Raw genomic sequence first — 13,306 nt, 5'->3', positions numbered from 1 at the left:
TATCTCCTGTGGCTATTTTCAACGATAACTGCGTTGAATCTACTTGCAATAGGCCAGCTATTGACGCGTAAATTCGCCTTGTTATCTCTGAAAATCTCCGACAGGACAGCTTAAAGGCTAGTTATATCATTAAATCAATGCGTTAATAAATATCTTAACCCGATTTCAGGTTATTTAATGTAAAATATTAGGCAGTGATAAACGAAAAACATTAATAGGTGCATCAAACTCTGTACCGAACTCATTCTTCAAGGTGTAATAACCTTGCATCGTTCCTACGGGAGTATCTAGCACTGCACCACTGGTATATTTATAGCTTTCACCAGGACCAATAGTTGGTTTTTCACCGACTACGCCTTCACCTTGTACTTCGATTTCTTTACCATTTGCATCAGTGATCAACCAATAGCGGCTAATTAACTTTGCGCTGCATAGACTGTGATTTTTAATGGTAACGGAATAAGCAAATACATATTTATCAAGTTCAGGTTGTGATTGACCCTCAACATAAAATGTTTCTACCGATACTTTGATGGGTGAGCCCAAATTACTGCTTGTTGTCATAAATCCAATTAGCTATATCAATAAATTGTTGTAACGAAAGGCTTTCAGCACGCAACGTGATATCTATACCAATGCTAGTTAATTCATCTGCGGTGAGTAAATTAGCTAAGCTGTTGCGCAGTGTTTTGCGGCGCTGATTAAAGGCCTCTAAACACACAGTGTTAAGAATTTTAGTACTTTTTGCTGTACGTTGCTCTGGCTTTTTCGGTATTAAACGAATAACGGCAGAATCAACTTTCGGTGCTGGTTTAAAACACTCTGGTGGTACTTCGATGACAGGCATTGCATTACAGTAATACTGTGTCATTACACTCAAGCGACCAAATGTTTTACTACCAGGTCCTGCTACCATGCGTTTTACCACTTCTTTTTGTAGCATAAAATGCATATGCTCAATGTTGTCGGCAAACTCGAATAAATGGAACAGTAACGGTGTTGAAATATTGTACGGTAAATTACCAAACACTTTTAGTTTGTTGCGGTCAGCTTTGATCAAACTTGAAAAATCAAATTTCATTGCATCACCTTGATGCACAGTAAGCTTAGGCCCTAAAAAAGGATGCTCAGTTAAGCGCTGGGCTAAATCTTTATCTAGCTCAACAACCGTTAAGTGGCCACTTAGCTCACTTACCGGTTCAGTGATAGCACCTAGACCAGGACCGATTTCAACTAAATTATCTTCAGGTTTAGGATCAATCGCGGTGACGATTTTATCGATGATCATCTCATCACATAAAAAGTTTTGCCCAAAACGTTTGCGGGCGCGGTGTCCTAAATGTACTTTATCTGTCATTGATTTTGTGCTTTTTCATGGGCGAGCTTAATTGCTTCGCGGATCGCTAATTCAAAACTACCAACATCAGCATCACCAGTACCGGCTAAATCGAGCGCCGTACCGTGATCAACTGAGGTGCGTATAAACGGCAAACCAAGGGTGATATTAACCGATTTGCCAAAACCTTTGTATTTTAGCACAGGTAAACCTTGATCGTGATACATTGCCAGCACAGCATCAGCTTGTGATAGATATTTGTCTTGGAACAAGGTATCAGCAGGCAATGGCCCGATTAAATTCATACCTTCACTATTTAGCTGTTCAATGGTTGGGGTGATGGTGTCAATTTCTTCACGCCCTAAATGGCCATCTTCACCCGCATGAGGGTTAAGCCCACAGACTAAAATACGTGGTTTTTCGATACCAAATTTAGTTTGTAAATCATGGTTTAAAATACCCGCAACTTTACTTAAACGCTCACTTGTAATAGCACGTGATACATAAGCTAGTGGGATGTGCGTGGTCACTAGTGCAACTCTTAAGCCTTCAGTAGCTAACAACATCACCACATCAGGGGTGTTTGATTGCTGGGCAAAGTATTCGGTATGGCCGCTAAATGAAATACCAGCTTTATTGATAATACCTTTATTAACAGGGCCAGTTACAACCGCAGCAAACGTACCATTCATATTTTTTTCGCACGCGATACGTAAAGTATCGAGTACGTATTGGCCGTTGGCATCATTTAATACACCCATTTCAACTTCGGCACCTAAATCAACTTGGTGCAGATAGACACTCCCTGCTGGAGCGATTACTGCTGCTGCGTTTTCATCAAATGGAATTAAATTGATTGTTAAACCAAGCTGTTTGGCTCGCTGTTGTAATAACTGCTTATCAGCAATCACAACCAGCTGCGCAGGCCAATCATGCTGTGCAAGTTGCAACAGTAAATCTGGGCCGATCCCGGCAGGTTCGCCGGGAGTAATTGCAATACGTAGAATCATTGGTTATTCATCAATTGGGAAAATTTCAACATGGGCTTGCTCACGCATTTCTTGCTGCCAGTTAAAGCTTTCTTCTTTAAATTTACGATTAAAGAGCATGCCATGAGCACGGTTACGTTTAGCTAGTTCGGTTTTATCAGCAATGCGTTTGTCTAATAGCTGCACTATATGCCAACCAAATGTGGTTCTAAACGGGTCACTGATCTCATTTTTATCAAGTGATAGTAGGGCGTCTCTAAACTGTGGCACATAGGTTGTAGGATCTGTCCAATCGTACTCTCCACCTTTAAGTGCAGAGCCTGGATCTTCTGAATACTCTTTAGCAAGCTCACCAAAATCAGCTGTACCTGCGCGTAACTCTTTGGCAAAACCATTTAGCATATTGCGGGCTTTTTCTTCACTTAAGATAATTGACGGCTTGATTAAGATATGGCGAGAACGAACTTCAGTTGTTTCAACAACCTGGCGACCACGAATATCTTGCACTTTAATGATATGAAAACCAGCGCCAGAGCGTAGCGGGCCGATAATGGCATCTTTTTTAGTGCCTTTAACTGCTTCAGCAAATAATGACGGCATTTCATTGATACTCATATAACCTAGCTGACCACCTTCAAGAGCTTTTGAACCACTTGATGATGAAATAGCGATGCGTTTGAATTCTTTACCTTCTCGTAAAAATTCGATGACTTTATCGGCACGAGTTTTTGCATCAGAAATTTCATCTGCAGTGGCATTATTTGGAATATCAATGAGGATATGACCAATGTCATACTCTTCCGTATTTTGACCTTGGCTTTCCATTATTTTTAAAAGGTTATCAACTTCTTGCGGGCTAATATAAATACGACGATCTACGTTTGCGCGCATCACTTGTTGAGTAGTAATTTCTTTACGAATTTCTTCACGATAAGACTGGAAACTCTCGCCTGACGCTTCAATCGTACGGCGCAAGTCTGCAATTGTTCCGCCTTGTTCTTTAGCCATACTAACCAAAGTTTGATCCAGTTGACTATCAGAGATTTCTAACCCCATACGCTCGGCTAATTGCATCATCAGCGCTTGATTTACTAAGCGCTCCATTGCTTGAATGCGTAGCGTATCATCCGAAGGTAATTCTTGTCCTTGCTCTTTGGCTTGGGTTTTTACACGGTTAACTATGGTGTCAACTTCACTTTGTAAAATAACCCCTTGGTTTACAATACCAACCACCTTGTCTATTTCAACAGGGGCTGCGAAAGCGCTTTGGTATAAACCAAGCGTCAAAAATGCTGATGCTAATAATTTTTTTAAATTCATACTTTTTCTAATACTCTTGCTAATAGTACGGTAATACTAGTTATTAAGAAAATACGGTCTACGATAGCCAAAAATACCTTGTTGTAATAATTTTTGTGCATCATAACGGCTTTTACTACCTAACCCTTTTAAGACAATATTAAAACCAATGCTTGAATCAAAAGTGGCTTGTTCTTGGCCTATCGCTTGATTTAAATCAGTTGCGATTTGGCGACGACCGGTAATTTGAAAGGCCCAACAGCAGGATTCATATTGCAATCCGCTGAACACCTCGACACTACGACCGCTTTCTAAATCGCGGTGATAGCTACTTACAAACTGCCATTGATCACTGAGCGGAATGCTAGTAAAAAAGCCAACTTGTTCGATTGTATTGCCTGAGACATCATTTGCATAGCGATGGTTCAATTGTACCAGCTGATTATCGTCACCTTTATAATCTAAAGTCACATTTGACTGGATAATCTGCTTTCCATCGGTGTCATACTGAATTCCGCCTGATAAATACCAGCGGCGGTGCCAATGTAACATGGTTTGTGCGGCAAACAAGGCATTATAGTTGGTATCTGAGTTTAACCCTTGTGATGTTGGCTTGGCAGAGTCACTTAAATAAAATATTTGACCGGCACTAAAATTAAACAATTCTTCGCTTTTATTATTAAATAAACGCGTGGTTGCACCTAATGTAAATTGATTCGCTGCGGCTATACGATCAACGCTTGAGAAGCGACTATCACGGAATAAACCAAAAAAATCATCTTGTAGTTTTGTCGTATCGTATAAACCTATATCGGATTGATCTTTATTTGGTGTATACAAATATTGCACTTGTGGCTCTAAGGTTTGAATCCCATCATCAGCGAAGATAGTGGTATCACGCTCAAAGTTTAATTGGCTGTATAAACGCACTTTAGGCAAGGTACGTGAAACTGATTTAGCATAATCGGTATTAGCTAAATCACCTTCTTGCTTATAGTTAGTGTGCAGTACGCTAAATTCAGATAAAAACGACCAAGCATGCTCTTGATAACCATAACTTACTTTGGGTTCGATGTGCACCCGAGTGGCTTTTTCTATGATTGCCGTATCATTAGTAAAGTGGCTCAGTTCACCGTCTAGGGTCAGTTCAATATCCTGAAAACTAAATGGTGCTGTTTGTGAAAAGCTAATTTGTGGCCATGCCGCATACGATTCAAGATGATCACCGAGCACTTCAAAGTTTTGTACTTTAATATCTGTACGCCAAGTATCACCTAAGTGTGATAACGAGCCAGTACGATACAGTTGGGTGTCAGTACGTGTTGCGTAATTAGAACCCAAATCAGTGAGATAGTTATCATCGCTGACGTTGGTTATATCAACATTTGCACGCCAGTTTTCGGCAAAATAACTTTGTTGTTGCCAGTGAAATAGAAAGCGCTCTTTGAGTTCTGGTTCGGAGTCGTCTTTGTCAAGGTATTCAAGTGCTACGAGACCTTCATTGATATCACTTAAATAACGAAACTCGGTTTGCAGCTGTAAGCCTTTTTTAGACATATAGCGAGGTGTAATCGTGGCATCAAAGTTTGGTGCAATATTCCAATAATATGGAGTAACAGTTTCTACGCCGTAGCGATCTGAACTGGAAATATTGGGTGTTAATAAGCCTGATTTTCTTCGATTATCAATTGGGAAAGTGAAATAGGGTAAATAAAGTACTGGCGTATCCATAATACGTAATACCATATCATGGGTTTCGCCCCAGCCTTCTTCACGGGATAATAAAATTTGTTCAGCTTGAATTGCCCACACGGGCGTATCGCTTGGACAGGTAGTAAAGCTTGCGTTCAGCAGATCTAAGCCAGACTTATTAATGGTGAGCTTTTCTGCACCGCCGTGTGCTTGTTGATCCGTCAGCTTATAATCGGCACCAAGTAGGCTGATTTCAGAACTATTTAAATCAGCATTAAGACCTGAGCTATTTACTTCACTGATAGTGTCACGGTAAGTAATAGGGCCAGTTGCATTAAGTAACCCACGCTGTTTGTCAATTAGCGCACTTTGTGCGGACAAACTCATAGTAAGGGTGTTAATATCAACATTACCGGTAAATTCTGCGCTTTGGGTGCCAAGCAGTTCAATATCATCTGAACGGATATCGATCATGCCTAAGTCAAGGCCAGCAAGCGGTTGCCAAGCTCTGGTTTGCATTGAATTGCCACAAAAGTTGTGTGTCAGTTCAGTTTCGGCGAACGATGGTGCGCTGATCACACTTAGCATCATCATGCCCCAGGTTTTGCTCATTTATTAACCTTAATATGCTGTCGTTGGATGTAAGAATGACATAATAAAGGAAAACAATGGCAAATACAGTAATTGACTTAGTGAAAAATAGATATCTTGTAAAATGAATCGTTATAAAAGTTTACAGCAGTTTTTAAATCCGCACTTCGAAGATGAAGTATACCAGCTAGCTGCGATCACCGGAGACGCCAGCTTTCGTCGTTATTTCCGCCTAAATCGCGGTCAAGATAGCTATATAGTTATGGACTCAGATCCAGCTAAGCTCGATAACACTCCTTATATAGAACTCAACAAAGTTTTTTCTGAGCATGGTTTCAAACTACCAAAAATATTACATGCTGATGAAAAGCAAGGGTTCTTCTTATTAAGCGATTTAGGCAACACACATCTTGCTGATATGCTGGATGATAAAGAACGTATCAATCACTATAAACACCTTATAAAACTTAGTGCACAATGGGCAAAAATGCCGCCTGTTGAGCACATGAAAGATTTTGATCGGGCATTTTTAGAATTAGAACTAAGTATTTTTTTAGAATGGTTGGTAGAGAGATTTTTAGAGCTAGAAGTTACTGCTGCAGAACGTAATTTATGGCAAACGAGCTGTGAGTTATTAATTGAAAATATACTCGCGCAACCTAGCGTCACCGTACACCGTGATTTTCATAGCCGTAATATTATGCACAGTGAACAGCAATGGGCAATTATTGACTATCAAGATGCCGTGCAAGGCCCGGTATGTTATGACCTGGTATCGTTACTGCGTGATTGTTATTTTAAACTTCCTCACGATGAACTTGAATACTTACTTGAGCATGCATTTGCTGAGTTTGAGCAACAGGGCTTGCTCAGTAACATCAGCTTTGCAACCTTTAAACAATGGTTTGATTTAACCGGTATTCAACGCCATTTAAAAGCGGCGGGTATTTTTTGCCGGTTAAATTTACGCGATGGTAAACTCGGTTATATGGATAATGTATTACCGACACTGCGCTACATTAGTGATGTGGCGCAAGATCATTCATCGTTGGTGGAGCTGGGTAAATGGATCAACAGTAAGATTATTCCTGCTACCTTAGTCGCACTTAATAAAGTGCCAACTAAATAATGAAAGCGATGATTTTAGCCGCGGGTCGCGGTCAGCGAATGATGCCACTTACCGCAGAATTACCTAAACCTATGTTAAAGGTGCAAGGAAAACCATTAATCGAGCATCATATTGAGCGACTAAAAACAGCAGGGATCACTGATTTTATTATAAACCTTGCTTGGCAAGGAGATAAGATCCGTGCTTACTTTGGCGATGGTAGCCAGCTTGGAGTACATATTGAGTATAGCCAAGAGCCTGAGCAGGGATTAGAAACTGCAGGTGGTATTATTCAAGCATTACCTTTGCTTGGTGAGCAATTTATTGTTATTAATGGCGATATATTTACCGACTATGATGTTAGTTCATTACTGCATATTCACTTAGATGCGGGCGAGGCACATATTGTGTTGGTTGAAAATCCAGCCCACAACCCAAATGGTGACTTTACGTTGCGTCATCTAAGCGCAGATAGCCCCAAGTATACATTTTCTGGTATTAGTCGCTTTCATCAGCAATTTTTTGCAGGAATTACAGCGGGTACTCATCGCTTAGGGCCATTATTAAAAAGTAAATTGGCTGAGCATGTTGTCTCTACGGAGCTGTACATAGGTAACTGGGACGATATCGGAACTCCAGAACGATTAGCTCAATTGAATGAGTTGTTGATAGAGCAACAAAAAACTCATTAAGTAATTCACATATAATAGGAGCGCCTCATGTGGGGTAAAATTTTAGGTGCCTGCTTTGGCTTTATGTTTGGGCGTATTATAGGCTTATTTATAGGCTTATACCTGGGCCATATGTTTGACAAGAGTTTAAAGCAGAACTTTGATAAAGCCGGCGGCTTTTCAAGCTTATTTAAAGGCGATGATGATATTAATCAGCGCCAAGCGTTATTTTTTACCAGCTGTTTTGGAGTAATGGGGCACATTGCTAAGTCAAATGGCCGCGTAAGCGAAACCCACATCCGTGCTGCCAGTTTATTTATGGATGAAATGGGACTCACTGGTGATGATCGCAAAGAGGCACAAGATGCGTTTAAAACGGGAAAAGACGCTGATTTTTCATTAAAAGAAACTGTTTTCGATTTTAAAGAGCGTTTTGCTCGTCGCCATGATTTATTACAACTGTTTTTAGAAATTCAAATCCAAATGGCGTTTTCTGATGGGGTGTTAGCTGCGCAAGAAAAGGAGCTACTCCAAGAGGTAAGTAAGTTATTAGGGATCTCTAAAACTCACTTTGCATTTGTACTTAAACGTTACCAAGCTGAATTTTCATTTCGTCAGCAACAACAACGCTATCAACAGCAGCAACAACGTCAACAAGGGCAAAGCAGCAGTTATCGTGAAGGCTCAGGGCATCATGTACCGCCAAATAGTGGCATGAGCCGTACTCAAGCGCTGGCTTTGCTGGGGCTAAATAATGAGGCGAGTGAACGAGAAGTAAAAGTAGCGTACCGTAAATTAATGGCGCAGCACCATCCTGATAAATTAGTTTCTCAAGGTTTACCTAAACATATGATGGAACTGGCAGTCAAGAAAAGCCAAGATATTCAAGCCGCTTACGAATATTTAAAAAAGGCGGCGTAAAAACCCGTCTACTTCTTTGGTCAAGCGCTCATGTTGCTCAGGCTCAGAGCGCAAACCAAACAGCTCACGTTGGCGGTAATCATATTTACTGTGACGTTTAACCCAGCGTTTTCTATCCGCCACACTCAGCAGTAAGTCCGGGTTATCTATGTTGTAGTAAATATCCAATAACGGCGGGCTAATAGTCGATATAATCGCGTTAAGTTGTTGGTTACGTTTACTGTTTGGTAAATAACTGCTAAGGCTGACAAATGCATCTATGTTGGTATTTGGATATTCGCCATAGTGTTCGAGCAATACTCCCGCAGAGGCACCTTGTGCAATAACAACAATTTTCCCATCTTCATCCAATGCACTTTGATACAACGCATTAAAGCGTGCAATTAAGTTGAGTTTATAATTATCTATTATCGCATTGCTTATATGAGCGATAGCATCAACATGTACAACAGGAGTGGCTGTGTCAGCTGATGGTTCGCCATTGTCTGAACTTGTAGTTTGCTTAGCCGCTGCAGGTTCAGTTGTTTCACTTTCATCCGCAGGTGGCGCTGCCTGCCAATCAATATCGGGTACCGTCATGGCAATTGTGGCATAGCCTAAATCGTTAAGTTGCGTGCGTAAAAAGTTGAGCCCGTTGTTATTGGTAGGTAAGTGTTGCCAATCAGGGATAATCAATACCACACCGCGCTGCTGGGCACTCATGTGTTGGCGATATAAACTTAAAAACTCAGTATCACCAGCGAGTAGCGGTTTTAGTTCATCTTGCGGCATTAGGCGTGATAAATCATTACTGCTGATTGTTGACCATGGTGTGGGTGCAATAAAGTCGGCTGCTTGGGCTGGCATGGCCAAGAAAGTCGCGTAAACCAAACTAATTAATTGCCATACTTTAAACTGTTTGCCGATAGCCATATAAACCACCACGATGAATCAATAAGTTGTTATCGGCGTGTACAGCAAAAAGTTTAGTGTGATTTTAAGCTCGTAATTAAAACTCTGGCTCAGCTTCAAAAGTCATAATTTGTGCTGTTCCCGGGTGAGTGAGCTGTAGCATTTGTGCATGCAATTGCAAGCGCGGGGCAGCAGCCAGGGCATCAGGGTGAGCATAGAGCCTATCGCCTAAAATAGGGTGCCCCAATGACAACATATGCACACGTAATTGATGTGAGCGTCCGGTAATAGGGGTAAGTTCCACACGAGTGGCGTGCAACTCATGCTCCAGTACAGTGTAATGAGTTAAAGAGGGCTTCCCCTTGTCATGATCAACCATTTGCTTAGGGCGGTTTGGCCAATCACAGATCAGTGGCAAATTGACTGATCCCGTTAATGGCTCTAGTTTACCGTACACTCGTGCAACATAGCGCTTTGCAGTTTGGCGTTCTTGAAACTGCATACTTAAATGACGATGAGCCGCTTTATGCATTGCTAAACAAATAATTCCAGAGGTTGCCATATCTAAGCGGTGAACTATTTTTGCCGTAGGAAAAACACGGTTAACGCGAGCTATCAAACAATCGGCGTGTTTAGGATCTTTTCCCGGCACAGTCAAAAGTTCACTGGGCTTGTTGACGATCAGTAAATCATCATCTTGAAATAAAATGGTTAAATACGGATCTAATGGAGGATTGTAGTTAATTAACACGGCCGACCTCAATGATTTATGAGCGCGCTATTTTAGAGAAGTCATCGCTTATACACAATCAATAACGTATTAGATTAGACGCGAGAGTATTAATGAGCGAGTTAATTGGCAAGTAGTCGTTAAGCTGAGGGTATTTTTGGGCAAAAGAAAAGCGCGAACTATCTCTAGTCGCGCTTGCGGAATCTTCTAATTTTTTGCATCCTGCAATTGAACTTAATCAACTCCTAAACTTTACTAATCCATGTGATCACACTGTTACTTATTCGTTCTGCGTGATATAGGCTATCCGTGCCTCTGTCCTATGTGCTTCCTTTTGATCCTTTTGATCCTTTTTGGTAATCTCTATTACCGGTCCTTTACGCATCGTCCTGATGCTATCCCTTAGTTAACAGTTCCATTGCGATACCCTTTAGGGCCTGTCCATCTGTCCGCTTTTATAACATCCTGTTTAACAACTCTCTTGCGAGCCCTGTTGTTATTCCTTTTCGCATCATCTTGACGCTGTCCGTATATTTACTATCCTTAGTGCTACTCATCCTGAGCCTGTCCGTGAATCCATTTTTTCCTAACGTAACCTTTAATTCGAGGTTTATGAGTAATCATTCCTTGTCCGTTTACTCATTTAAGCGTCACTGCTTAACCGATGAAGTAAGTATAGAGAGTATCGGCAAACAAAATAGGCTAAAAATAGTAATGAAAATACAGTCATTATTTTGAAATTTAATAATAGTTATTATATTTCATGTGGTTAGTTTGTTTTTAGACTTTTTTTATGATGCTTTATACTCAATAGCTGTCATAACCGTGAGATATATCGCACAAGTGATTTCCATTATGGGCGTGGTTGCCTTTAATAGTGGATGTAATTGTAGTGTTGCTTAGACGATTTCTAATCGTATATGGTTTAAGTTTATTGCATATATCCCTTAAATGATTAAAAACCAATATCTATTAAGGCGCTTTGTAATTCTTTAAAATAAATGCGACTTGCCGATAAATTAGCGGCTATGAATTGTGGGGAAATTGCTCAACAAGACACGTTTGAGCCGCTATTTAGCGCTTCAAGCTCAAAGGTAGTTGCAGAATTTCTTGGTCAGGGCATATACTTGGGTGCAGATGTATTAACAGCAACTGAATATCGTACTGCTTACGGGGGCTGAGTCATTAGTTACTTATCGTCGAGTAAAGCAAGTTGGGTAACTTTGTGTTCGCCCATACCATCTTGAGTTAATACCTTTTCAATCACAAGGCTGTAGTGCAAATACGGTGACTATTTTAAACCGTCGTTTTGTTGCTCTGCATTTTGTGTATAAAGTTATGATCGATGGACAATAAATTGAAGTTGCTGTTTAATTGGGCCAATCATTTTAGCAAATGAGTAGGTGACAATAAAAATAACACCACACACGGTTAACTTTTTCGCAGATTAAGTGTTTTAGTATTTTTAATTTCATTAAAAACGCCGTGTATGAGATTTTGAGTTAAGGAAATATCATGGCGCAAGCGCAATCTGGAATTTGTGCTGAAGCAAACTTGCACGGTTTACATTTGTTTTTTAATGTATTTGATGGCCACGATGAGTCATTACGCAAAAAATTAAAATACGTTAGCGCTATCCAAGATGAGTTTTCAGATCAGTTTTCTGAATCGATGCTCTCCAGCCTAGTTGCAGTAGGGGCGCAGTACTGGCCGCATATTCTGCCTGAATTTCTGCCTAGTGAATTACAGAGCTTTCCTAATATTACTCATAATGATCATATTATGGGGGCTCAGCCTTTTGATTTATTTGTCCAAATTCGTTCCGATAGGGAAGATGTAAACCATTTATTTGCTTTGCAAATTCTCAAGTTATTTGCCCCCGATGTTGAATTGGTTGAGCAAGTGAGAAACTTTCGATTTTTAGATGGTCGCGATTTTAATGGTTTTATACTCGGTGGTGACACTCCTCATGGTCGCCAAAAGCGCATCACAGCGTTAATCAATAAACCCAACCATTTTGAAGATCAAGGCAGTTACGTACATATACAGCGCTATAAGCATGATTTAAGTGTGTGGCAAAACTTACCTCTGAGTGAGCAAGAGCAAATAATGGGACGCACTCGCTTAGATAATACCTTGATTATGCCAGCGACTGAAAATAGTCATGCTGTACGCACTGAGTTAAAAGATGAGCAAGGGCAACCACTGCAATTAAATCAAAACATGCCTTATGGTGACGTTTACGAACAGGGTATATTAGCGATTAGTTATGCGGCACAGGGAAATGCATTTGAGCAAGTATTACGAAGTCGATTAGGTGATGCCGATTGCTACGATCATTGGCTTGATTTTACTCAAGCCGATATGGGTTCTGCGTTTTTTGCCCCATCAATTAACTTTTTAAAGCAGCTATAAAAAGTTTGAACCGGTAGATTTATACCGTATCAAATAAAATACGCACGCGTTCAAGAGTTACATCAATTTCAGATACTTTAGCTGGAGCGATAAAAATAGTATCGTCACCAGCAATGGTGCCTAGTACGCCATCTGCTTTACCTAATGAATCTAATAGCCGAGCAATTAATTGTGCAGCTCCTGGGCTGGTTCGAATAATGATCATCATTTCGTTATGCATTATATCAATCACTAACTGACGTAATGGGCTTTTCGCTGTAGGTACGCCCATTTCAGCAGGCAAACAATAGACCATTTCTTGTTTGGCATTACGAGTGCGTACCGCGCCAAACTTGCTTAACATCCGCGACACCTTACTTTGACTAATATTATCAAAGCCTTGCTCTTTTAGGGCGTCAACAATCTCACCTTGTGAACCAAAGTTTTCTTCTTTTAAAAGTGCCTTAAAGGCCTTTACTAATGCTTCTTGTTTATCTTGTGGTTGCATATTATAGGTTCTTATTCATAAGTGATGCGCTAATTGTACACAATATTGCATACTTATGCAGTAGTTGTTTGCTTTTGCGATGGATTTTAGTGCTGTAAACCAGCAAGTTTACAACTATGGTCTAAATTATATGTGAAATAAGCAGGATAAATTTGTCTTTAGTCGTTAATTTCATT

The 13,306-nt window shown here is 40.4% G+C and carries 12 protein-coding genes; 4 read left to right on the top strand and 8 right to left on the bottom strand.

Going from position 1 to position 13,306, the window contains the following annotated elements:
* Positions 1-174: 174 nt before the first annotated feature.
* The 5 genes from apaG to lptD are packed head-to-tail and all read right to left on the bottom strand — an operon-like array spanning position 175 to position 5,928.
* Complete coding sequence (apaG, locus tag FW757_RS07470; RefSeq protein WP_145235442.1) at positions 175-564, bottom strand: Co2+/Mg2+ efflux protein ApaG; 390 nt, start codon at positions 562-564, stop codon at positions 175-177.
* Positions 548-1,357, bottom strand: a complete 810-nt coding sequence (gene rsmA, locus FW757_RS07465; RefSeq protein ID WP_145235444.1) for a 16S rRNA (adenine(1518)-N(6)/adenine(1519)-N(6))-dimethyltransferase RsmA — start codon at positions 1,355-1,357, stop codon at positions 548-550. The genes apaG and rsmA overlap by 17 nt, the downstream gene beginning before the upstream one ends.
* Positions 1,354-2,346: a 4-hydroxythreonine-4-phosphate dehydrogenase PdxA gene (pdxA, locus tag FW757_RS07460; RefSeq protein WP_446441063.1), complete on the bottom strand. Its 993-nt coding sequence runs from the start codon at positions 2,344-2,346 to the stop codon at positions 1,354-1,356. Before pdxA ends, rsmA begins: the two co-directional genes overlap by 4 nt.
* Positions 2,347-2,349: 3 nt before the next feature.
* Positions 2,350-3,645, bottom strand: coding sequence for a peptidylprolyl isomerase SurA (gene surA / locus FW757_RS07455; RefSeq protein WP_182762070.1), 1,296 nt, complete (start codon positions 3,643-3,645; stop codon positions 2,350-2,352).
* Between the two features lie 36 nt (positions 3,646-3,681).
* Entirely contained in the window at positions 3,682-5,928 is a 2,247-nt protein-coding gene (lptD, locus tag FW757_RS07450) for an LPS assembly protein LptD (RefSeq protein WP_182717155.1), read from the bottom strand.
* A 103-nt stretch (positions 5,929-6,031) separates the two neighbouring features.
* Here lptD and FW757_RS07445 point away from each other — a divergent pair, with 103 nt between their 5' ends.
* From FW757_RS07445 to djlA, 3 genes are read left to right on the top strand one after another with little or no spacing between them, the layout of a single operon-like run.
* Entirely contained in the window at positions 6,032-7,036 is a 1,005-nt protein-coding gene (locus FW757_RS07445) for an aminoglycoside phosphotransferase family protein (RefSeq protein ID WP_182717154.1), read from the top strand.
* Entirely contained in the window at positions 7,036-7,707 is a 672-nt protein-coding gene (gene murU, locus FW757_RS07440) for an N-acetylmuramate alpha-1-phosphate uridylyltransferase MurU (RefSeq protein ID WP_182717153.1), read from the top strand. Before FW757_RS07445 ends, murU begins: the two co-directional genes overlap by 1 nt.
* Before the next feature lie 27 nt (positions 7,708-7,734).
* Positions 7,735-8,607 (top strand): co-chaperone DjlA, encoded by an 873-nt coding sequence (gene djlA, locus FW757_RS07435; RefSeq protein WP_182717152.1) that lies wholly within the window; start codon positions 7,735-7,737, stop codon positions 8,605-8,607.
* On the opposite strand, the gene FW757_RS07430 is transcribed toward djlA, so the two are convergent.
* Positions 8,590-9,519 (bottom strand): DUF3530 family protein, encoded by a 930-nt coding sequence (locus FW757_RS07430; protein WP_182794145.1) that lies wholly within the window; start codon positions 9,517-9,519, stop codon positions 8,590-8,592. The genes djlA and FW757_RS07430 overlap by 18 nt on opposite strands.
* Positions 9,520-9,595: 76 nt before the next feature.
* Positions 9,596-10,249: a bifunctional tRNA pseudouridine(32) synthase/23S rRNA pseudouridine(746) synthase RluA gene (gene rluA, locus FW757_RS07425; RefSeq protein WP_182794146.1), complete on the bottom strand. Its 654-nt coding sequence runs from the start codon at positions 10,247-10,249 to the stop codon at positions 9,596-9,598.
* Positions 10,250-11,743: 1,494 nt separating this feature from the next.
* On the opposite strand from rluA, the gene FW757_RS07420 reads away from it, so the two are divergent.
* Entirely contained in the window at positions 11,744-12,643 is a 900-nt protein-coding gene (locus FW757_RS07420) for a Dyp-type peroxidase (protein ID WP_182731784.1), read from the top strand.
* Between the two features lie 19 nt (positions 12,644-12,662).
* Here FW757_RS07420 and argR read toward each other — a convergent pair whose 3' ends face one another.
* Positions 12,663-13,130: a transcriptional regulator ArgR gene (argR, locus tag FW757_RS07415; RefSeq protein WP_145235470.1), complete on the bottom strand. Its 468-nt coding sequence runs from the start codon at positions 13,128-13,130 to the stop codon at positions 12,663-12,665.
* Positions 13,131-13,306: the final 176 nt, after the last annotated feature.

Source organism: Pseudoalteromonas sp. 1181_04 (genome assembly GCF_052850545.1).
This window is presented reverse-complemented; position numbering and strand designations above follow the sequence as displayed.

Coding starts and splice junctions, on each gene's coding strand:
- apaG (WP_145235442.1), bottom strand. CDS start 564: ATGACAACAAGCAGTAATTTGGGCTCACCCATCAAAGTATCGGTAGAA.
- rsmA (WP_145235444.1), bottom strand. CDS start 1,357: ATGACAGATAAAGTACATTTAGGACACCGCGCCCGCAAACGTTTTGGG.
- pdxA (WP_446441063.1), bottom strand. CDS start 2,346: ATGATTCTACGTATTGCAATTACTCCCGGCGAACCTGCCGGGATCGGC.
- surA (WP_182762070.1), bottom strand. CDS start 3,645: ATGAATTTAAAAAAATTATTAGCATCAGCATTTTTGACGCTTGGTTTA.
- lptD (WP_182717155.1), bottom strand. CDS start 5,928: ATGAGCAAAACCTGGGGCATGATGATGCTAAGTGTGATCAGCGCACCA.
- FW757_RS07445 (WP_182717154.1), top strand. CDS start 6,032: ATGAATCGTTATAAAAGTTTACAGCAGTTTTTAAATCCGCACTTCGAA.
- murU (WP_182717153.1), top strand. CDS start 7,036: ATGAAAGCGATGATTTTAGCCGCGGGTCGCGGTCAGCGAATGATGCCA.
- djlA (WP_182717152.1), top strand. CDS start 7,735: ATGTGGGGTAAAATTTTAGGTGCCTGCTTTGGCTTTATGTTTGGGCGT.
- FW757_RS07430 (WP_182794145.1), bottom strand. CDS start 9,519: ATGGCTATCGGCAAACAGTTTAAAGTATGGCAATTAATTAGTTTGGTT.
- FW757_RS07420 (WP_182731784.1), top strand. CDS start 11,744: ATGGCGCAAGCGCAATCTGGAATTTGTGCTGAAGCAAACTTGCACGGT.
- argR (WP_145235470.1), bottom strand. CDS start 13,130: ATGCAACCACAAGATAAACAAGAAGCATTAGTAAAGGCCTTTAAGGCA.